General features: G+C 60.8%; 15 protein-coding genes. 4 read left to right on the top strand and 11 right to left on the bottom strand.

Translation table 11 applies throughout. From position 1 onward, the window contains the following. Nucleotides 1-4: 4 nt before the first annotated feature. A complete protein-coding gene (locus VMU57_RS14805; RefSeq protein ID WP_325384746.1) occupies nucleotides 5-1,447 on the bottom strand; it encodes an alkaline phosphatase family protein in 1,443 nt (480 codons plus the stop codon). Between the two features lie 212 nt (nucleotides 1,448-1,659). Between VMU57_RS14805 and VMU57_RS14800 the strand changes: the two genes are divergently transcribed. The 3 genes from VMU57_RS14800 to VMU57_RS14790 are packed head-to-tail and all read left to right on the top strand — an operon-like array spanning nucleotide 1,660 to nucleotide 3,492. Then, nucleotides 1,660-2,115 (top strand): vitamin K epoxide reductase family protein, encoded by a 456-nt coding sequence (locus VMU57_RS14800; RefSeq protein WP_325384744.1) that lies wholly within the window; start codon nucleotides 1,660-1,662, stop codon nucleotides 2,113-2,115. Nucleotides 2,116-2,124: 9 nt separating this feature from the next. Next, on the top strand, nucleotides 2,125-2,502 hold the full coding sequence (locus VMU57_RS14795) for a hypothetical protein (protein ID WP_325384742.1): 378 nt from the start codon (nucleotides 2,125-2,127) through the stop codon (nucleotides 2,500-2,502). A gap of 48 nt (nucleotides 2,503-2,550) precedes the next feature. Beyond that, on the top strand, nucleotides 2,551-3,492 hold the full coding sequence (locus VMU57_RS14790; RefSeq protein ID WP_325384740.1) for a dehypoxanthine futalosine cyclase: 942 nt from the start codon (nucleotides 2,551-2,553) through the stop codon (nucleotides 3,490-3,492). Nucleotides 3,493-3,496: 4 nt separating this feature from the next. Here VMU57_RS14790 and VMU57_RS14785 read toward each other — a convergent pair whose 3' ends face one another. Beyond that, on the bottom strand, nucleotides 3,497-4,498 hold the full coding sequence (locus VMU57_RS14785; protein ID WP_325384738.1) for an alpha/beta hydrolase: 1,002 nt from the start codon (nucleotides 4,496-4,498) through the stop codon (nucleotides 3,497-3,499). Between the two features lie 264 nt (nucleotides 4,499-4,762). On the opposite strand from VMU57_RS14785, the gene VMU57_RS14780 reads away from it, so the two are divergent. Continuing rightward, complete coding sequence (locus tag VMU57_RS14780; RefSeq protein ID WP_325384736.1) at nucleotides 4,763-6,388, top strand: cellulose synthase family protein; 1,626 nt, start codon at nucleotides 4,763-4,765, stop codon at nucleotides 6,386-6,388. A gap of 381 nt (nucleotides 6,389-6,769) precedes the next feature. On the opposite strand, the gene VMU57_RS14775 is transcribed toward VMU57_RS14780, so the two are convergent. The 9 genes from VMU57_RS14775 to VMU57_RS14735 form a co-directional block, all read right to left on the bottom strand. After that, entirely contained in the window at nucleotides 6,770-7,759 is a 990-nt protein-coding gene (locus tag VMU57_RS14775; RefSeq protein WP_325384734.1) for a hypothetical protein, read from the bottom strand. Nucleotides 7,760-7,946: 187 nt separating this feature from the next. Further along, nucleotides 7,947-11,390, bottom strand: coding sequence for an Rne/Rng family ribonuclease (locus VMU57_RS14770; RefSeq protein WP_325384732.1), 3,444 nt, complete (start codon nucleotides 11,388-11,390; stop codon nucleotides 7,947-7,949). Between the two features lie 584 nt (nucleotides 11,391-11,974). Continuing rightward, nucleotides 11,975-13,075, bottom strand: a complete 1,101-nt coding sequence (gene rodA / locus VMU57_RS14765) for a rod shape-determining protein RodA (RefSeq protein WP_325384730.1) — start codon at nucleotides 13,073-13,075, stop codon at nucleotides 11,975-11,977. Between the two features lie 65 nt (nucleotides 13,076-13,140). Next, the gene (locus tag VMU57_RS14760) at nucleotides 13,141-15,207 is read right to left on the bottom strand and encodes a glutaminase family protein (protein WP_325384727.1); all 2,067 of its coding nucleotides are present in this window, start codon (nucleotides 15,205-15,207) and stop codon (nucleotides 13,141-13,143) included. An 81-nt stretch (nucleotides 15,208-15,288) separates the two neighbouring features. After that, nucleotides 15,289-17,232 carry a penicillin-binding protein 2 gene (gene mrdA, locus VMU57_RS14755; RefSeq protein ID WP_325384725.1) on the bottom strand — a complete coding sequence of 648 codons (1,944 nt, stop codon included), beginning with the start codon at nucleotides 17,230-17,232 and terminating at the stop codon, nucleotides 15,289-15,291. Between the two features lie 70 nt (nucleotides 17,233-17,302). Beyond that, nucleotides 17,303-17,827: a rod shape-determining protein MreD gene (gene mreD, locus VMU57_RS14750; RefSeq protein WP_325384723.1), complete on the bottom strand. Its 525-nt coding sequence runs from the start codon at nucleotides 17,825-17,827 to the stop codon at nucleotides 17,303-17,305. 5 nt (nucleotides 17,828-17,832) lie between these two features. Beyond that, a complete protein-coding gene (gene mreC, locus VMU57_RS14745; RefSeq protein ID WP_325384721.1) occupies nucleotides 17,833-19,113 on the bottom strand; it encodes a rod shape-determining protein MreC in 1,281 nt (426 codons plus the stop codon). 255 nt (nucleotides 19,114-19,368) lie between these two features. Further along, complete coding sequence (locus tag VMU57_RS14740; protein WP_325384719.1) at nucleotides 19,369-21,075, bottom strand: alpha/beta hydrolase-fold protein; 1,707 nt, start codon at nucleotides 21,073-21,075, stop codon at nucleotides 19,369-19,371. Between the two features lie 132 nt (nucleotides 21,076-21,207). Beyond that, nucleotides 21,208-21,635 (bottom strand): alpha/beta hydrolase (locus VMU57_RS14735; protein ID WP_325384717.1); only part of this gene is annotated, 428 nt, incomplete at its 5' end.

Genomic DNA, 21,635 nt, shown 5'->3' with positions numbered 1-21,635 from the left:
ACAACTACTTTTTTTCCTGAGTGGGAAATCGCTGATTGGCTCCGGGCAGAACCGGTTTGGGCAACGAGGACGCTCCGTACTTCGCCAGACTGAGTTCGGTGGCTGTGTCCGGCAATGGGGGAGATTGCTTGTCGGCGTGGTCGAAGCGGAATGCCCCGGTGAGATCACCAAAGGTACTTCTGCGCCAGGGACTGATGTTGTCCTCGCGCACGCCGGTGAAGTGCTCCAGAAAACGAAGCACCGAGGTGTGGTCGAAGAGCTCGCTGCACACTCTGCCGCCGGTGGTCCACGGCGAGATGAGGATGCAGGGCACACGAAAGCCTGCGCCGATGGGGAGTCCGCCGATAAACTCGAGCGGCGTGCCTGCCGGAGGCGTGGGAGGGACGACGTGATCGAAGATGCCGTCGTTCTCGTCGTAGTTGAGGATGAAGGCGGTCTTTGCCCAGACGTCGGGATTGGCCGCGACGGCATCGATCTTGCTGGCGACAAACGCCGCTCCATCGGCCGGCATATAGTCCGGATGCTCGGATTGAAAGCTGGTCGGAATAATCCATGAGACGGCGGGAAGCTTGTCATTGATGGCATCGTACTCAAACTGGCCTTCGGCGCCGCGCACCATGGCCTTGTTGTGCAGCGGCGAACCGACAGGTGCATCCATGAAGACCTTGAAGGTCTCGAGCAGATTGCAGCCGTAGTTGTCCTTTTGCTGGTAGACCTTCCAGCTGATGCCCGCCTTCTCCAACCGCTCGGGGTACGTCGTCCAGGTGTATCCGCCCGTGGGAAAAGTGTTGTTGATGATGGGACCGCCATGACGTCCTTCGGGGTCGATCATGCCCGTCATCCAATACATCCGGTTGGGCCAGGTTGGCCCGAGGATCGAGCAGTGATAGGCATCGCAGATGGTAAATGCCTCGGCCAGCGCGAACTGAAACGGGATGTCTTCGCGGGTGTAGTAGCCCATGCAGTAGGGGCCGTGGAGGCCGTCGGCTGCGCGATGGGCCTGGAGCCACTGGTCCATGCGTCCGCCGTTCCATGCTTCGTGCTGCACCGCCCAGGCGTGGCTGGTGGAGGGAATCTTCTGAGCGCTGGTGGAACGGGTGTTGAGGTGAAACGGCAGCGTGTATCCGTCGGGATTGACGACGTCGGGCTGGTAGAAGACGGACTTGCCGGTGGAGAGTTGCAATGCGTTGGGGTCGCTGAATCCCCTGACTCCGGGCAGAGTTCCAAAGTAATGATCGAAGGAGCGATTTTCCTGCATCAACATCACGACGTGTTTGATATCGCGCAGCGAGCTGTTCCTTGGCCTGCCCATCGCCAGCGCACGCTGCAGGTTCGGCGGCATCAGCGTTGTAGCGGCTGCGGCGGCGGCTAAACGGGAGCCATCTTTCAGAAGCTGGCGGCGGCTGAATTTAGCTGGAGTCGAAACAAGCGGCGACTTTTCTTTCATCAATCGTTCCTTTCGATGTCACAAAAGAAGCGACACCAGTTTGTGGATTCATTGATTGCGGCGAACGGTTCTTGAGGTCGGCCGCGCGGAGCGAACGCTGCACTTGCTCTCCGGCAAGCGTGATCCAGCATAACTGAGTGACGTTACAGCGCGGGAAAGGCTCTGCACTCTTTCCTTGCCGATTTGGACAAAGAGCAAAGTAGAATCGAGCAATGAAATATCTGGTGGCGTTGCTGGCGTTAGTGGGCTTGGCGGTAAGTGTGATGGGACTGCGGATCCATAATATGGACCCGGCGAAGGCTCCTCCGTGCGCGGTAAGCGAGCATTGGGACTGCGGCTCGGTGAACCATAGCCGGTTTGCGGTGTTTCCCGCGAAGACGTTTGACGAGGCCCCGGGCAAATTTCATATTCCGGTGGCGACGATAGGGATTGTGGGCTATGGCCTGATTGCTCTGCTGGCGCTGATGGAGCGGTGGTGGCTGGTGTTTGAGACAGCACAACTGGGATTTATGTGCGCCTCGTTTCTGAGCTACCTCGAAGCGTTCGTGATGGAGAAGTGGTGCATCTACTGTGTGTGGTCGTGGGGCATCATGACCACGATTCTGGTGCTGACGATCGGGTGGCTGGCGTATCGGCGGCGCGGCGGAAGAGTGGCATGGCAGAAGTAGAGGAGATCTATGTGGCCTAAATTGCTTGCGCAGTTGTTCGAGCTGCTTCCGCACATCACGCGTCTGGTGCCGATGGCGGATAAATATTTTTCGTCGCGGACGGCGTCTGAGAAAGCCACCGAGGCAGCCATGGCGGCGATGGCCGAGGGAGTGCGCGGCGATCTGGGACAGGTGACGAAGGCCCACGCCGGGCTGTATCAGAAATTGCAGGAGCAGAGCACACAGCTTGGCGAGGTCTCCGCCGAGGTAAAACGGATGGGGGCGGCATTAGAACGGGTGACTGCGTTGGAGTTGCAGGTGGTGGCTCTGGGCCGGTGGGTAAAGGTGGGAGTTTCGCTGATCGTGGTGCTGCTGGTGGCGGTGATTGTTCTGCTGATGCGCCGGTAGGTACGCGGCTTGTGTGTACGCTGTAGGTCCCCATCGTAGAATCTGAGTATGGGGATTAGCCGGGAACAAGCTCTGGATTGCTTCAACAGCGACGATTTAATTGGAATTGGGATGGAAGCCGAGGCGGTGCGGCGAGGGCTGCATCCCGAAGGCGTGGCCAGCTATGCCATCGAGCGCAGGATCGACTGCGCGGCAGCACCGTTTGAAGCCATCTGCGAGCAGATTCGCCAGACAGTGGAGCGCGGCGGTACTGGCGTTACGCTGCGTGGCGCCGCCGGGGGCGAGCACAAGATCGACGGCTATGAACGGCTGTTTGCCGGGGTACGGGAGCAGTTCCCTGCTGTCTGGCTGCACTGTCTTTCGGCGAGTGAGATTCTGACGATTGCCCAGGCTTCGGGACTGGCGGTGCGGGATACGATCTCGCGGCTGCGGGATGCGGGGCTGGGGTCCATTCCGGGAGACGATGCTGGGATTCTCGATGACGCCGTGCAGCAGGAGGGCGCTCGCGGCAAGGGAACGGTGGCGGACTGGGTTTCGGTGCATCGTGCAGCGCATGAGTTGGGGATGCGGACGACTGCCGGGATGACCTTTGGCGTGGGCGAGAGCTTCGAGCAACGGCTGAACCATCTTGAGGTGGTGCGGCAACTGCAGGAGGAGATCGGCGGATTTATCGCGTTTGTCCCGGTGAGCTTTCAGCCGCGCAAGGCAAGCGTCAGTGGCTTCGAGGAAGCCACGGCCGTCGAGTATGTGAAGACGCTGGCGATCTCACGCATGGTTCTGGACAACATTGAGAATGTGCAGGCCGATCTGGAGACACAGGGGTTGAAGGTGTTGCAGATGGGGCTGCGGTTTGGCGCGAACGACGTGGGTTCGGTGCTGCTGGATGGGATCGACGACACCACTGAGGAGGATCTGCGCCGGGTGATTCGCGGCGCGGGGTTCAAGCCGGTGCAGCGGGACACGCTCTATCGAACGATGTTTCTGGGCTAGTTGCCTACTGCGGAGTCATGCCGATCGTTGCCAGCCACGTATCTACCAGTTGAGGCCATGCCGTCGCCGGAAGCTTGGTGCGCCGCAGCCCAAACGCATGGCCGCCGTGCGCATACAAGTGCATCTCCACGGGAACGCCAGCGTTCTTCAGCGCGATGTAGTACGCCAGCGCTTGCCACACACCGTCGACGTGATCGTCTTCATTTTGCAGCAGGAACGTAGGCGGCGTCTGGCCGGTGATGGGAACCTCGGGATTCAAGGAGAGGTTTTTATCGGCATGCTCCGGGTGAGGAACCGTAAACTTTTTAGTGCCTTGCTTAGCGTCCCACTCTGCCGCAGAAAGCGACAGATGCCCCGGATAGACGGCCACGGCAAAGTCCGGGCGGCAGCTCTCCTTGTCGGCGGCATCCACAGGCGGATACAAGCGCTTCGTATAAAGCGTACTGGTCGCTGCCACCAGATGGCCGCCTGCGGAAAATCCCAGCACGCCGATCTTATGCGGATCGATGTGCCATTCGGCCGCGTGGAAACGTACCAGCCGCAGTGTTCTCTGCGCATCTTCAAGCGCCATCGGCGACTCCGGATACGGGCCCGATTTGGGATAAGACCCCACATCCGTCACGCGATACTTCAACAGAACACAGGTGACGCCCTTGGCCGTCAGCCAGTCGCAGACCTCTGAGCCTTCAAGATCGATGGCGAGAATCTGATAGCCGCCGCCCGGAAACACGACCACCGCGGCACCGGTATTTTTTCCCTTGGGCGAATAGATGGTCATCGTAGGCCGCGTCACGTTCTCGACCGCAACCCACGGCCTTCCGGCGACGAAATCCTTCTTGCCGACCGTTTCGGCGTACTCCGGCCCCGCAACCGGCTGAGGATCAGGGGCGGCACCGGGCCAGATCGGCATCTGCGTATGCCCCTGCGATGGCTGCCAGACGGGCTTTTGCGCGTTCAGGCTGGTGAACGCAAACACAACAAAGAGAGCAGCGATCAAAGGCTTCATCCAAATGTCTCCATAGCTTTTCCGGCGTTTATCCCGGCGCGGCTGAATTCGAGTCTAGGGCTATCGGAAGGAGAGTTTTCCTCATGTCGCGGCGGGAATCGCCGCAGTTAACTTAAGCGTGCGATGTCTGCCAACTGCGGGAGATTGCCGAAGATGCCATTCTGTCCGGGGGCCGGATTCGCGTAGAATCGGTTCAATAGAGTAACCTTTTGCCGGAGCAGCCTCCTGTTTTCTTTCTTTCAATCGATCCCGTCTACGCTCGCTATGCTGGTGGCTCCGCATGGCTTTGGGCACTATTTGAAGACGCACTACGCCGACAAGACGTTCGAACACCTGTACCGGTGGAACACGTTCGATACGTGCCTGTTGATTCCCTACTTCATCGTGATGGTGATCCTGGCGTTCTATGGAATTCACCGGTATCAACTGGTCTGGCTCTATTACAAGAACAAAAAGAACGCTCCGAAATGGGATGAGCCGCCGGCGCGGTTTGCCGAGGGCGAGCTGCCGTTCATCACGGTGCAGCTGCCGATCTTCAATGAACAGTTCGTGATCGACCGGCTGATGGAAGCGGTATGCCAGCTCGACTATCCGCGCGACCGGTTCGAGATTCAGGTGCTGGACGACTCGACCGATGAGACAATAACGGTCGCCCGGGAGATGGTGGAGCGCTATGCCTCGGGGGCGATGGGGATGCCGCCTCAGCCGATTGTGTATCTGCACCGGACCAACCGGCATGGATATAAAGCTGGCGCTCTCGATAAGGGGCTGGACGTTGCCAAGGGCGAGCTGGTCGCGATCTTCGATGCGGACTTTGTGCCTCCGCCGCAGTGGATCATGCAGGTGGTGCATCACTTTGCCGAGCCGGGGATCGGCATGGTGCAGACGCGATGGACGCACCTGAACCGGAACTACAGCTTTTTGACGCAGGTCGAGGCGATTCTGCTGGATGGGCACTTTGTGCTGGAGCATGGCGGGCGCAGCCGGTCGGGCGTCTTCTTCAACTTCAACGGCACGGCTGGCATGTGGCGGCGGCAGACCATCAGCGAGGCGGGCGGATGGCAGCACGATACCCTGACCGAGGATACCGACCTGAGCTATCGGGCACAGCTGGTCGGGTGGAAGTTCAAATATCTGCAGGATGTGGAGTGCCCCGCCGAGCTGCCGATTGAGATGACCGCCTTCAAGACCCAGCAGGCGCGTTGGGCGAAAGGCCTGATTCAGACGGCGAAGAAGATTCTGCCGCAGGTAATGAAGAGCGATGCGCCGTGGCACACCAAGCTGGAGGCGTGGTATCACCTGACGGCGAACATCAGCTATCCGCTGATGATCGTGCTGAGCGTGCTGCTGATGCCCGCGATGATCATCCGCAGCTGGCAGGGCTACCTGCAGATGATGCTGATCGACTTTCCGCTGTTTATGGCGAGCACCATGTCGGTCTCGACCTTCTATCTGGTGAGCCAGAAGGAGCTGTTCCCCAAGCAGTGGCATAAGCGCATCTTCTATGTGCCGTTTCTGCTGGCGCTGGGCGGCATCGGGCTGACCATCACCAACACCAAGGCCGTCATGGAAGCGCTTTTCGGGGTGAAGAGCGCGTTTGCGCGGACTCCAAAGTACAAGGTGCTCAAAAAGGGCGAGAAGTCGCAGGCCAAGGTGTACCGCAAGCGGCTGGGCATTGTGCCGTGGATCGAGCTGGCGCTGGGAGCCTACTTTGCGTGGACGGTCTGGTACGCGGTGTCGACGGAGAACTTCTTCACGGTGCCGTTTCTGCTGCTGTTCGTGTTCGGATACTGGTACACCGGCCTGCTGAGCCTGCTGCAAGGGCGATTTGAACGCAGCGGGAATGCCGGGCAGGAGATGCACGAGAAGCCTTATCCTATCGGGATATAGAGGGTAAAGAGCTGATCGCGGAGCATTCAATTTATCGGAGATTGCCTCTGAGCGGTTGAATTGCGGCTCGGACCAGAGAGCATACCCCAGAGGCTCAAACCCCGGGTTTAGTCTTCCCAGAGAGAGCCAGGTCTAAAGCCCTGGCGTACCCAGAGACCTGGTGAGCTTCTTCTCTTAATGTAGTTTTGGCGATTCCAGCAAAACGCAGATTCCCTTCGGGAATGACAACCAAAAGGAAGCCGCACCTGAGAGGAAGCAGCTATCGATCCATAGCCAGCCTCATTGAGTTAATGCAAATGGAGTAGCTTTAGCTCAGCATAGAAGACGCAACAAGGCCCGACTCAATCGCCGGGCCTTTGCTGTGTTCGGTGTGTCCGCCAGTTAGAAACGAATACCGAAAGTGACCGGGATGTAGGTCGTCCGGGCGCTGGCCTGCGGGAAAGCATTGAAGTAGGCGGTCTTTCCGCTGACGTCGTAAGGGCGGGGCTGATTGTCGGTCCAGACGTAGCGTGCCTCACCATAGAGGCGGGCGCCGGACCAGCGGGAGAGCTTATAGGTAAAGCCGAAGCCACCATTCACGCCAAAGGCGTTGCTGGTGTACTTGTCGATGGGCTGGTCGGCCTGGTACTGATAGCAGCCATAGTACGGATCGCAGTAAGTTCCGACACCGGGGATGGTGAACACAGTGGCCTTATGATAGAAGCCGACGCCGCCGGTAACGTAGGCACCCCAGGTATCCGAGGTGTAATAGTTGACGATGGGGTCCAGCGAAAAGGACCAATCATGAATGTAGCCGTTGAGTTGGCTGAGCTGGTTTCCATTCTGATCGGTAGCGCCGAGGTTATTATAGAGGGCAAGCTGGTTGTTGAGGGTCTTGGTCTGGATGCCCATCTTGTCGTAGTCGAACTGAACCAGGACACCGAGGGTCTTGTTGAAGTTGCGTCCGCCGCCTACCTGAAACTTCCAGCCGGGAGAGGCGTAGTTGTGCGTGCCGCCGGTGGGCATCACAAAGCCGCCACCAACCATGAAGGTGTATCTGTTGGAGCCGTCGGGGTTGGTGTGGCTGTCGCTGTAGTTAGGGCGGCGATAGTGGCGGCGCGGCGGAGGCTGCATCGCTGCTTCGGGGCTCATGTCGAAGCGCGACGATGCCGAAGCGTCAGAGTCCGAGGAACTTGAGCTGGAACTGGAACTCGACGAAGCGAGATCAAGCGGCGTCATCAGGCTGGCCTGAAGATTGAGGGCAGGCTGTGCCGGTGCGGCGGCGGCAGGCGCGGGCTGGGCCTCGAGGCCGAGCGTGGCGGCGGCGGTAAAGACGCCGAGGGCCACGGTGCGAAGGAAAAGGGTAGAAAGGCGATTTTTGCTGGTCATCATGTGCATCTTTAAGGCTCCCTTAATTCTGCGAATGCTGCTGGTTCTGCGAGTTCTTCGTAAGTACTTCAACCCGGCTGACGTGCTCTTGTTGTGTAGGACGCTTAAAAATTGGTTTTGGATGACAAATGATGGATGCGGGCATCCTGTTAGTACAGGATGCCCGTAGGTTTAGGTACAACCGAACGCTTTAGTGGATGTCGAACTGCTCGGGGTGCAGGCTGGGGTCGGATTTGACGAGGATTGTCTTGCCGACCATCTCTTCCATCTCCTGCAGCCACTTGGTGCTGGACTTGAGCTGCTTGACGACGTCGGGGTGGACGCGGAGCATAATGTCGCCGCGGTCGAGGTGCTTCTGCATCTTGCGCATCTCGACGTAGATGTCGTTGCATACGGTGACCGGCGATTTGACCATGCCGGTTCCCACGCAGACGTTGCAGGTGGTGGAGAGCGTGCGCTCGAGCGACTGCTTGACCCGCTTGCGGGTGATGGCGACCAGGCCGAAGTCATTGAATTGAAGCACCTTAGAAGGGGCGCGGTCGCTCTTCAGCTCTTCTTCGAGGGCGGCCATGACCTTGTTGCGGTTCTTGCGCTCGTCCATGTCGATGAAGTCGATGATGATGATGCCGCCAAGGTCGCGCAGACGGATCTGGCGGACGATCTCGGGGATGGCATCGAGGTTCGTTTTGACGATGGTGTCTTCGAGACGGGCGGTCTTGCCGACAAACTTGCCCGTGTTGATGTCGATGGCGACCAGCGCCTCGGTCTGGTTGATGACGATCGAGCCGCCGGACTTCAGCCATACCTTCGAGCGCAGGGCCTTGTTGATCTCTTCGGTGATGCCGAACTGCTCGAAGAGCGGGGTCTCCTTGGTGTAGAGCTTGACGCGCCGGATGAGCGACGGCTGGAAGCGCTGCAGGAAGCGCAGGACGCGTTCGTACTCGGTCTCGGTGTCGACCCAGATGGCGGAGAAGTTGTCAGTGACCTGATCGCGGAGGATGCGCTCGACGAGGTTCAGATCGTGGTAGATGAGGGCTGGCGACTTCGAAGACTCGGAGCGCTGCTTGATGTCGGCCCAGAGGTTGAGCAGGAAGCGGAGGTCGCTGCGGAGTTCTTCTTCGCTGGCACCTGAGGCGGCAGTGCGAACAATGAAGCCGCCGGAGGCCTCACCCTTTTCGCTGAGGAGAATTTCTTTCAGGCGGCGACGCTCGCCGTCGGACTCGATCTTGCGGGAGACGCCGGTGTGGTTGACGGTCGGCATGAAGACCAGGAAGCGGCCGGGGAGGGCGATGTGCGAGGTAATGCGCGCGCCCTTCTTGGCGATGGGTTCCTTGGCGATCTGGACGAGAACTTCCTGGCCCGGCTTCAGCAGCTCACTGATGGCGGGGAGATTGGTCGTCTGCATGGAGTTGCGTCCTCCGCGCCGGTCACGGCCTCCACTACGCTCGCGGTCGCCCGCGCCGCCGGTGTAGCGGGGGCGGTCGCCACGGCCACGCTCGCCACGGCGTCCGTCACGGCGGCCACCATCGCGGCGGCTGCTCTTGCGCTCGCCCTCGCGGGGACGCTCGTAGCCGGGGGTTGCTGTCTGAGACTGCTCGGAGCCGTTTGCGGAGACTTCGCCGTCTTCGGCGGACTCCTCGTGGAGGTCTTCGTCTTCCGACTCATCTTCAGAATCAGAATCTTCGAGGTCTTCTTCGTATTCGTGGGTGCCGTCGTCGAAGGAGTCCTCTTCTTCCAATTCTTCGAGGTCGTCCTCTTCGGCGAGACTGTTGCCGGAGCTGGTGATCTCGTCGATCGACATCTCGCGGATCATGGTGCCGAGGTCGGCAGCGCCTTCAAGTGTCTCCTCTTCGCCGAAGTCATCGATCTCTTCGAACGAGCTGGCCTGAAGGGTGGTTGCGTAGTCCTCGTCGTCGATGACCTCTTCTTCAAGTTCGCCTGCGCCGGGAGCGAAGTGATGATGAGCAGGCTCAATGCCGTCTTCGACGACGTTCTCGATGTGATTGGCGATGACGGTCTCATGCTGAATCGGGGAGGCTGGCTCGATGACCTGTTCCGGCGCAAAAGCCCCGACCGGAGCTTCGGTCTCCATCTCGCCGGTGGCGTGGATGGCGGTGATCTCATGCACTGCGGGCTCTTCCGCGTGCTCAACTACTTGCTCGGCTGGCTCTTCCACTACGGGCGCGCTCTGGCGGAACTCGCTGGGAGCGACCGGATCGACGCGGTAGGAGGCAGAGGCCTCGGTGGGCTCGTACTCGGTTGGAACAGCCTCGTGCGCGGGTGCGGCTGCTTGTTCGACGGGCTGGGCCTCAACCGCTTCGTGGGCTACGGTTTGCGGCTCAATGTGATCGTTGCGAAGACTGGCCTGAGAGTCGAGGCGATGTTCCGCGCGCGGCTCCTGGCGCGATTCACGCGATTCCGAACGGCGGTGGCGGGAGAGTGTCTCGCCAGGGAGCGTGGCTCCGCCATCCCAGCCCGCAGGAACTTCGTAGCCAGGCGCTGAAGAGAGAACGATGGTTGGCTCAGCAGCTTTAGGCGCTTCCGACTGGGGGTCGCCGTCCTTGCGGTACTTCGAGAGCGACTCGCCCGGAAGCACGATGGGCTCGGGGGTGGAACCATCTGCCTCAGCAGACGCAGACCCGTGGTTCGGAGTGTCGTCTACGCCGTAGAGCGAGGTCCTGGGGGCGAAGCCGCGTGGGGCTCGGCGGCCACGGTCGCGGTCACGTCCGCCACGGTCATTGCGGCCTCCGCGGTCGCTGCGTCCACCACGGTCGTTGCGGTCATGGCGGTCGTTTCGCTCAGTGCTCTCCGGTGCCGCTTCGGGTGCGGGATAAGCGGCAGGAATCGGGGCAGAGTTGCGGGGAGCGGCCTGTTCGGCTGCGCCTTCGAGATCAAGGTCGGAGTCGTACTGGTCCTCATCCTGCTCCTCGGGATTCGCGGGAGCGGCAAACTCCGGCTGCGCGTCGGAGCTGACGGGCGATGCGACGGTATCACGCTGACCGGGGCGGCTGCGGCGGCGGCCACGACGGCCACGCCAACGGCGGCTTCCATCGGCACCGGGAGCGCCTTCACCGATCTCGCCATTGTCGCGGGGTTCGGCGGAGAGGGTGTCCGGATGCGGGCCGAAGTCGCTCTCCTGGTCGAGATCCATGGGAGCCTCAGTATTTTCGGCGGGCGAAGGGTTTTCCGGGCTGGGCTGGCGGTCGCGATTGCCTCGGCGGCGGTCGTTGCGGCCACGGCCACGGTCGCGACCTCCACGCTCGGAGCGGTTGCCGGACTCTTCAGCGGGAGCGGCGGGAGCGACAGGTGTGCCTTCAAGAGTGACAGGCGTCTCGCGGTTGCCGCCGCGGCGGTTGTCGCTGCGGGAGTGGTCGCCGCTGGTGTCGAAGTCGGCAGTGTCGCCGGCTTCTTCCATGAAATCGGTGATGTAAAGGAAGGCGTCGCGTTCGAGACCGATGTCCACAAAGCTGGACTGCATGCCCGGCAGGACGCGGGTGACGCGTCCGTTGTAGATGGAACCGGCGAGGGTGTACTCGTTCTCGCGCTCGTAATAAATTTCGGTGAGATCGTCATTTTCGACGATGGCGAGCCGCGTCTCGTGCGGCGTGCTGGAGATATAAATTTCTTTCGACATTCTCTTACTCTTTCTGCCCGCCCCCTAAGGGATACGAGCGGCAGACGAGGCAGAGAGCGAGATCGGGAGCTTAGGTGCAGCTCACCGTGGGTACGGACAGGATGCGGGATGCAGAAGCGCGTGAACGACGATCAAATGCGGGTGCGAGATGCGTAAACAACTCTGCCGCAACCGCGCTTTCAAACGACGCGGGTGGGGCGGCACGATGGAGATCGATGACACGAGGGGATGCTTCGAACAAAAGCGAACATGCGGAGTTTGTGACCAAAACAACCTCAAGGTCTGAAACCTGAGGCGGGGCCGTTTGCCATCCGGATGCAATCATTTCCCTGAAACCTGTCCGGCCAACGGAATCGATCGTACTCTCGCCTGGCCGGCCTTTTCTTCTAAAAATTCTATAAAGATCTTTAAACAACTTCTAAAAATCTTGTTTCCGCTGCCGGCGCCTTGCGCCAAAGGGAGCGGGTTATCGTGCTGTCCGGCATCTGGCCGAACAGGTACTGCCAATAGTATTGCACCAAATCTGCTGCAAGTGCGGAGATGGGTGCTTCTTTGAGTCCGGGAAATTGTAACCGATTCCCGAACTAGTTCACGAACCGGCGCATGCGAATGTTCATGACAATGCCAAGCGCGAGGAAGGTGAACAGAATCGACGATCCGCCATAACTCATCAGCGGAAGGGGAATTCCCGTGACCGGCATCAGACCGACCACCATGCCTATGTTGACCGCAATCTGAAAGATGATGACGGCGACGACCCCCATGATGATGAAGGTGCCGGGCAGATCTGAAGCTGTTTGAGCGTTCTGAATCAAACGCATCAATATAAGAAAGTATAACAGCAGCACGCCGAGCGCGCCGATGAAGCCATGCTCCTCGCAGAAGGCGGCGAAGATGAAGTCGGTGTAAGGAATCGGCAGAAAATCGCCCTGCGTCTGCGTTCCCTTGTTGGCCCCCTTGCCCCAGATGCCGCCCGATCCGACGGCAATGAGCGACTGGCGGATCTGGTAGCCGGAGCCACGAGGGTCGGTATCTGGGTTAAGGAAGGCGTTGATGCGGGCCTGCTGATACGGCTTGAGGTGCTTGCCGCTCTTCCACGCGCCCACGCCCAGCAGGGCAACGACCAGCAGGATGATGGCTGCCTGCTTGAAGCGCATTCCTCCCAGGAAGAGGCCGCAGACGAGGATGGGAAGATACGTCAGCGAAGTACCAAGGTCCGGCTGCTTGAGCACCATGAGCATGGGAATGCAGACCATGGCGAAGGCCTTGGCAATGTCGGTCCAGGTCAGTTCCCTGCCCGCGAGGCCCCAGAAATAGCGGGCGATGGCGAGGATCAGGACCAGCTTGACCCACTCCGACGGCTGAAAGTGGATGCCGCCGGGGAATTTGATCCAGCGGCGTCCACCGAGGACCTTGGTGCCGAAGGCGAGCACAGCCAGCAGCGCCACGATGCTGATGCCGTAGGCCCAGTGAACGATGTCGAGGAGGCGGTGGTAATCGATCAGCGAGATCAGGAACATGAGCACGAGACCGGTGGCGAGAAAGCCGATCTGCTTGTGATCGAAGCCGTGGAATTTGGTGTGCAAGGTCGCCGATTTAATCTCGAGGACGGAGATGACGGACAGCACAAGGACGAAGCCGAGCAGTACCCAGTCAAAATCGCGGAAAGAAGAGAGGCGGCGCATGTGCTGGCTACTATCTTAGCCGGACAAATGCGCCGCCGTTGGGTTTGTATTGATGCCGAATCAGGTTACTGGTGCGCCGCTGCCTTGGCGCGCCACTTCTCCGTCAGCGACTTGTCAGCCAGTGCCTTGATAAAGACACCGCCGACAACGCTGCGGGCCTGAAAGCCGACCTGCTTGCCGGTCTTGGTGTCGTACCAGTCGGTGAGCGGAACCCGGCTCGGGGTCTCGTTCGTCCACTTATAGATGGGATCTACGATGGCGTTGAACGCGGCAGGGGTGTCGGCGAGCGTTGCCGTCCACAGCTCCCAGTCGAGCTTGGTGTAGTCGGCGCGGCTGTCGAGCGGCAGGCCGTACTGATTGATCTTGGTCTGGTAGAAGGCAATCTCACTGTCGCGTACCGATTTGGGAAAGAGGTTGTAGCCGAGCAGTTCATCCCACACGAGGTTGTACTTCTGGCTCCAGGTGTTGGGGCTGTTGAAGGCCAGCTTGTAGTGATCGCCCTCTTTGGCCATCGTGATCCACTTGCCTGCGTAGTCCTTGGCGGTGGCCTGATACTCGCGGGCTATCGACTCCTTCTTGAGCAGATGGGCCAGGTTGGCGTAGGCGGCGAGGCCGTCGATGGCCTTGATGGAGAGGTTCGAGTTGTGGGCTACGTGACCGGCAAAGTCGTCGGTGGTGAGCTGATTCTCAGGATCGAGACCGTTTGCCTTGAGGTACTCGGCCCACTTCGTGAGCTGTGGCCAATATTGCTCCGCCAGCGCGGTGTTGCCTTCGGCGCGTGAGACGGCATCGACGAGGATAAGCAGGTTGCCGCTCTCTTCGACCGGCATCTGGTCTTCTTCGGTCTTCTCGCCGCCGCCGTACTCCTGTCCATTGGCCAATGGATACTGGCCGAGATCGTGCGGAGCGAAGGGGAACTTCCAGCGGTTGGGCAGCGCCGCGTATTTCAGGACGGGCGAGATCTGGGCTTCGAGCAGTTTGGGATTAAAGAAGAGGAAGAAGGGAGCGGAGGGATAGAGAACATCGACGGTAGCGATATCTCCGTTAGAGAAGTTCTCTTTGGCGAAGAGGTAGGGCGAGCCGTCGGCGTCCGCGACCAGACCGTGGGCGGCCATCGCCTGACGATAGGCGAGGATGGCGATAGCGGCATAGTGCTCGCCACCGGCTTTGGTAAGGTCTGCGGTCAGTTCCTTGTCGAGCGCAGTGCCGCGGGCCTCGAGCGAGTTGTACTGCTGCTCGGCCTCATCGAGCATCTGCGAGACCGGCTCGTTGTTGCGCTGCCAGTAGGCGCGAAGATTGCGCTGGAGATACTGAATCTCGTAGTTCTGCGTATACGAGACGAGAAGATGGCGGCTGACCGGCTCCGCTGCGACCTTGCCGAAGGCGAGCACAGCGTCGAGGTGGGCGCCGTTGCGGTCTGCGCGCATGGGCATGTCCATGTCGTCGGCAGCGGGAAGCTGTCCGGTGGTGGCGAAGTCGTGGCGGGCACGCGCGGCGATGGCGGTGGTGGCCTGCTCGTCCTTGGGGACGACCAGATGGAAGTAGCCCCAGTCGATGCGGAGATTGTCGCCGGAGCGGTTGAGGACGTTCTGGTCGCGTGAGCCTACGGAGAGAACATTGCCGGTCGCGGTCTGGTTGCGGGTGTAGACCACCTGCTCGGAGGGATCGTTCACGGCAATGATGGGATCGACGTCAAGCAGAACGGAGACGTCGTGCGACGCGCCGTCGGTCGACCGCGCCGTCCAGGTGAGATAGGTGACAGGGCGGGAGAGGATATCGAGGTCGCTGAGGATGGTGGGCGTGAAGAAGGCCAGATGCAGGTCAACACCTGCCTGCTTGAACTCGTAAAAAGTGTGGGTCGGCGTGATGGAACGCGCGACCTGCTCCATCGCGGGGACGTCGCGAGGATCGCGGCCCATGAAGCGGTAAGCTTTGCCGTCGATGCGCGCCAGTCCGCTGATGGGCTGGGGCGCGCCGGTCCAGTGGGTGGTGTTGGAGTCGGTGAGGTTGTCGGTGTTCGACCAGATGCTGAAGTAGGGATTGTGGGTGATGAGCGGTGTATCAGGAGCGCGCTGCTGGGCGAAGACGAAGGAAGGCAGAAGGACGAAAGCCAGGGACAACTTCAATTTCATTAGTAACCTCTGAATGTAAGCCATTACACGCACTAACCACCATACATTTCTGGCGTGATGTTTGGAAATGGTTCAAGCGAACTACTCGGCCGCTGGAGGAAGAACCGCGGCGGGAGCCGCTGGAGTCGCCGCATCCGGCTTAGGGACAGCAGGCACAGTCGCCACCTCGCGAATATTTCCCGCATGCTTGCGCTGTTTGTTGACGAAGGCGTCGATCACCTGCGCGGCGAGCCTGGCCGAGTTGTTACCCCAGTTGCCGTGCTCCCACAGGACGGCGACGACGATGTCGGGATTGCGTCGGGGAGTCATGCCCACGAACCAGGCGTTGGGCTCGGTCCGGTGGCCGCCTCCCGAGCGTGCCAGCGCGTCATGGCTCATGACCTGGGCCGTGCCGGTCTTTCCGGCGAAGTCGATGCCGTCGAGATGCGCGGCGTAGGCGGTGCCGATTGGGCTGCCGGTCACGTTGGCCATGGCATCCGTGATGATCTGCCAGTTTTCCGTCGAAAGAGGGATGGTCTTTTCGCCCGAGCCGGGGAATGTCTCGTGAATGGCCTCAAGGTCCTGCTGGGAGACTTCATCGGGAAAAACGACGTGGGGGCGATGGAAGACCCCACCGGAGGCGATGCCGCCGAGGGCGCGGGCAAGCTGGACCGGGGTGACGGTGACGGCTCCCTGGCCGATGCCGACCGAGATGGTCTCACCGGCATACCACGGTTGATGCTGGGTGCGGAGCTTCCATTGGGTCGAAGGCATGGTCCCCGCGGCCTCGTCGGGCAGATCGATGCCGGTCCGCTGGCTCAGGCCGACCGAGGTAGCGTACTTCGCGATGGTGTCGATACCGAGCCGGTTGGCCAGCGTGTAGAAGAAGGTGTCGCAGGAGTAGGGGATGGCGTTGTAGATATTGACCATGCCGTGATGCCGGTCGCAGCCGTAGAAGTGACCATAGAAAGTCGCTCCTCCCTGACAGTCGACGTGCATGTCCTGTGCGACGCCTTCCTGAAGTCCGGCGACCGACATGATGATCTTGAAGGTGCTGCCCGGTGCAAGCTGGGCCTGGGTCGCCTTGTCGAGCAGCGGGTGGTCGGGGTTATTGAGAATCTGGTCCCAATAGGCCTTGGTCAGACGTCCGGAGAACTGGTTGGGATCGAAGGTGGGGCGCGAGGCCAGCGCCAGCACCTCGCCGTTATGCGGGTCGAGCGCGATGATCGCCCCTATCTTTCCTTCGAGCGCCTTTTCGGCGGCCATCTGCACGTCGAGGTCGATGGTAAGGCGAATGTCTTTGCCGGGGATGGCGAGGGTTTCGCCGAGATGACCGAGCTCTTTGCCGTGGCTGTTCACGATGACGTCTTTATATCCGTCGGTGCCGCGCAGGACGGAGTCGTAGGTCTCCTCCACGCCTGACCGGCCAACCACGTCGCCGGGATCGTAGAAGGCGTAGCGGGGATTGTCGAGCATCTCCTCGGAGACCTCGCCGACGTAGCCGATCAGGTGAGCGGCGAAGCCGTCGCGGGGATAGAGGCGGCGCTGCACGTCAAGGGTTTCGAGTTCGGGGAGTTCGTTACGGTGGGCCTCGATGAAGGCTTGCTCGTCGGGCGTGATGTCCTGCTTGAGCGGGATGGGCTGGTACTTCGGGGCGGCCTGATAGTGGCGCAGGATGGCCTGGATCTGCTCGATGGCAATATTGAGGCCGCGAGAGATCAGCGGAAGATCGAGGTTGATGTCCTTCATCTGCTCGCGCAGCAGATAACAGGAGACGGAGGGATAATTGTCGACGAGAAGACGGCCATCGCGGTCGAAGATGCGGCCCCGGGGCGCGAGAATCGGGACCTTGCGGATGCGATTGGCATCGGCGAGGGCGCGGAAATTGTTCGCTCCGAGAACCTGAAGACGCCACAACCCGGTGATAAGGATGGCGAGGATCAGCGCGACGATATATTGCGCCGAATGGAGCTTGCCTGCGGGAAGCTTTTCGGCTTTGCCATTGAGACCCAGCGTGGTGTGGTCGGAATTTTGTGCTGGTTCCATGTGGCTCGGCTTTCAGTTTACGGCTTGCAACTTAGACGACGGAGTGCAGGGATTCAGTGTATTGACTGACTTATTCGGTGCGTTTGGTGTAGTCGAGCAGAAAAAAGATGGGGATAGCGATGACCGTATTCGCGAAGGCACGGATAAGCTCGTGTCCCCAGAAGAGATGGTAGTCAGGCAGGCCGAGGAGACGGTGGTCGATCAGAAAGAGCAGGACACTGTTGATCAGGGAGAAGATAAAGGTGATGAGGATGCGGGTGAGGGGGCTTTCCACATCGACCTGCAGCCCAATGCTTGCAGCGACATAGCCGATGGCCGACTTGGCCATTCCGTTGACCCCGATGGGCTGGTTGGTGAGCGCGTCCTGGAGCAGACCGATGACCGCTCCGGTAAGAGTTCCGGCGATAGGGCTGCGGCGGCTGACGGCGAAGAAGAGTACGACGATCAGCGGAAGATCGAGCAGGGCGAAGCGCGGAATCAGCTTGGGGACAAACGCCTGCACGAGAATCGCCAGCAGCGGCACCAGCAGCGTGACGAATGGGGAGAAGGTGTGCTGCTCGAGTTCTCGGCGGGATGTATAGCTGCGGTTGAGCATTTTGGCTAATCTTGCGGCGTGGCTGAGTTGCTGTTTTGGGGAGTCTTAGGTGACTTCTGCTGTCCGTCGCGCGGCGTATTGTCTGGTGAGGCGGGGGTTGGGACAGCCGTACTTCGATAGGTGCTCTTCGCCCCGGGGGTCAGATCGGCGGCGGGTGGCGTATCGCCGGGGGTATAGCGGTCGGGATGAATCGTAGGCAAAGGATGGGGGATAGATGGAGTCGCTGTAGCTGCCGGGGCCGTCGTGCCGGGAGCAACGGGAGGCGGTGCGGGGAGGCTGGGCAGGCGGTCGGCCATGACCTCTGCGGCGGAGCGGGCCGAAGCTTCGGCGGCGGCCTCGGCATCGGCGGCGGCCTTGGCCTTGATGGCGGCAGCAGCAGCCTGGCGTTCGGCGGTGGAGGCCCCGATGGCCAGGTCCTTTTGCGCCGCGACCGGCAGCGTGGACTGGGTTCCGGTAATCACGAGCACCTCTTCCAGTTGGGAGAGGTTGGCTGCGGGCTTTATGCGGATGACGGTGTAGGGCTGGTGGTCGGGATCGGGCGCGATGGACTCGATGGTGCCGACGGGGAGGCCCCGGGGAAAGATCTGGTCGCCGCCCGAGGTCAGGACAGTTTCGCCGGGCTTGATGCGGGAGTCGGCGGTGAGATTGTTGATCTGGACCTGACCGTTGGGGCTGCCATGGAGGATGGCGAGAATGCGCGTGCTGCTGAGCACAACCCCGGCGCCGGAGGTGGTATCGCTGATGAGCAGCACCTGGGATGTGTGGGGAAAGACGTCGCGGATCTTGCCGACAATGCCGTCCGGGGTGATGACGGCCATGTCGGGACGAAGGTGAAAGTCCGCTCCCTTGTCGATGTAGAGGACGTGGGAGAGGTCGCTTCCGCTGGTGCCTATGACCTGGGCAGCGACGGTGGAGGCGATGTAGTGCTGCTGGAAGGCGAGCAGCGCCTGCAGGCGGTGACCCTGGATGGCGTCTTCGGCGAAGGCGGCCTGCTCGATGCGGAGACGGGCGATCTGCTGCTGGAGGTCCCGATTCTGCTGGCGGACGTCGCGAAGGTTGACGTAGTTCGACCAGGCGTCGCGGGTGTCGAAGCCGATGAAGTGGAAGAACCGCTCAAAAGGGGTAACGCCTGCGACGACCCAATAGCGCATCAGGGTGACGTCGTGGCTGTCGGGTGCGCCCGATTCGATGGGACGGCGCACCTGGATGGCGAGGCCGATGGTCTGCGCAAGCAGCACCGCCACCAGGACAAGGACATTCTTGAAACGTGTGAAGAAGGATTCCATGCGCTGCAACTATTATGTGCGAGATGGACGGCATTCGGGGGAGATACGGGGTAACTCCTTTGGGTAAGAGCTGCAGTTTTGGAACGGATGGATGGTCCTGAGTTTGCGACTCTGATGAGGAGAGCATCCCCCAGGGGGTAAAGCCCCGATTGCTTGTGCTTTTGAGAAGGCCAAGGCTGAAGCCTTGGCGTACCCAGAGGCAACAGCCACAACATAAGAATTGCAGCGGCAATAGCAATGTCGAAGCGGCGGGCGTTAGTAGCGCCAGCTTTTGGTGTCGGCTCCGGACGGGGCGGTCTTCAGCATGTGCTCGACCATCTGCGGGATGACGCGCTGCGCCCAGGTGTCGCGGTTCTCCTCCATGGTGTATTCAGTTGGCCCTCCGGTGTAGCAATGGGGCATGCCAGGGCCATACTGAAAGGTCGCGTCGGAGTGGGGGTTACGGGTGTCGTCGAGCGTGGACTGGAGCAGGTGGACGGCGTTGTTGAGGAAGTAGGTGTCTCCGTCGCCTACGGCGAGGTGGAGCTTGCCCTCGAGCTTAGGGCCGAGCGTGGTCCAGTCGCGCTGCAGGATGGCGGTGAGGTCGTAGTGATCGTGCCAGTAGGCCACGGTGGATTTGTCGATGGTGCCGGTGATGGGGTCGATGACGTCTTTGGGATAACCATCGGGGCCTGCGGGGGAGAAGACGGCCTGCCAGATGTCCCACTGCTCGGTGGAACGACCATGAGTGCCGAGGACGTACTCGTAGCGGTACTCGTCGCCGGTGTCAGCAATGATGGAGCCATCGGGCTTGCGGTCGGCGGCGATGGGGACCGCGCCGAAGTCGCCATGGCGGAAGAAGGCGTTGGGGTCGTTGTAGATGTCTACATTCTGGTAGGCATGGAAGTCGACAGGGTCGGGGCATGCGGTGTAGGTACCGTTGTACTGGTCGGGGTAAAAGACCTGGGTGGCGATGGACTCCCACCCGCCGGTGCTGCCGCCGAAGGTAGCGCGCGCCCAGCCCTGGCCGATGCCGCGATACTTCTTCTCGATGGCGGGAATCAACTCTTCGTTGATGGCGGAGCCGTAGGGGCCTACGTTGGCGGAGTCTACGTCATACGAATCGTCGTAGTAGGGGTTGGCGCTCTGGACGTAGATGAGGATGACGCGGGGGAGGCGTCCCGAGGTCCAGTCCTGAAAGAACTTGTAGCCAGCGGAGGAACGGGGATTGTGTTTGCCAGCGGCCGGTGGGGTTGTGTCAAAGGCGACGGGCGCGGCAAAGCCGGGGTGGAAGTGATCCTGATAGACGATGAGCGGATAGTGAGCGTCGGGGTGTGCGTCGAAGCCTTCGGGGAGGAGGACCCATGCACCGAGGTACATATCGCGACCCCAGAATTTGCTCAGTTTTTCGCTGCGAAAACGCATGTACTTGAGCCACTTCGCGCCGGGATCGTGGGCGGCAATGAAGGCGGGATCGCGGTCGGTGCCTGCGGTGGGCGGGATGACCTTATCGAGGGTGAGCTTGAGGGTCTGGTTCGACTTTGGGTCGATGTAGAGCTTGACGGGAGCGTTATATGGATTGCCCGGCTTGAGGTTCCAGTGCTGGCCTTCACCCTTGTCGGGCGGCAACCAGACGGTCTTGCCCGAGGCGAGGTGGAACTGCTCATAGACATTGAAGACGGCCTGAACGGTGTAGTCGCCGGGGTCGAGGTCGGTGAGCGACTTGCGCGGATAGCCGATGGTCTTGTCGTCGATGACGATGGGCTGGTTGGGAGGGAGCGAGGTGACATCGACACCGAAGGCCTGCGCCGAGGTGTAGGTCTCCTGGAGTTGCATGCGCGGTTCTGGGCTGCCCTGCTTCGAGATGACGAGGATAAGGTGGCCGGTCAGGGGTCGACCGGCCGGGATGGTGACTTCTATGCGCTGCGCGAAGGAGGGAGAGGCGAAGAGGAGAGCGGCGGCGAGGGTCAGGATGGAGCGCATGGTTGTGCCTCGGGCGGGTGGTTTCGAGGGCTCAGGATAGCAGGTGGATGCGATAGCACGGAGATTGGTGGAAGCCCATGTCCCCGAATCGGGACATGGGGCACCGTGTTTGGCTGACTGCAAGAGGATTCGTTACTTTGGTTGGAAGAGGAGCGGCGTGAAGTGGGTCAGGTTGTCGCGCCAGACCAGCCAGGTGTGCAGGCCGGGAGTTTCGACCTCGGTGACGGGCATGTTCTTCGTCTTGAGCCACGCGCTGAACCTGCGATTGGCCGAGATGAGGGAGTCTCCGGTTCCGCAGGCTATCCACAGAAGCCGCAGGTTGGCTGTCTTCGGATCGAGCGAGGCTAGCTGCGTTTTGTAGTCGAGGTTGTGGTCCGCGGCGCTGAAGCCGCCAACCCAGGCGAACATATCGGGGTGGGTGAGACCGACGTCGAGGGATTCGAGGCCGCCCATGGAAAGTCCGGTGATGGCGCGGTCTTCGCGGTTGTGGGAGACGTTGTACTCCGACTCGACGCTGGGAAGGACCTCGGTGAGCAGCGCCTGGGTGAAGAGAGCGGTGT

Source organism: Edaphobacter sp., from assembly GCF_035532915.1.
Taxonomy (GTDB): domain Bacteria; phylum Acidobacteriota; class Terriglobia; order Terriglobales; family Acidobacteriaceae; genus Edaphobacter.
The sequence above is the reverse complement of the archived record's forward strand: the minus strand, read 5'-3'. Positions and strand labels throughout refer to the sequence as shown.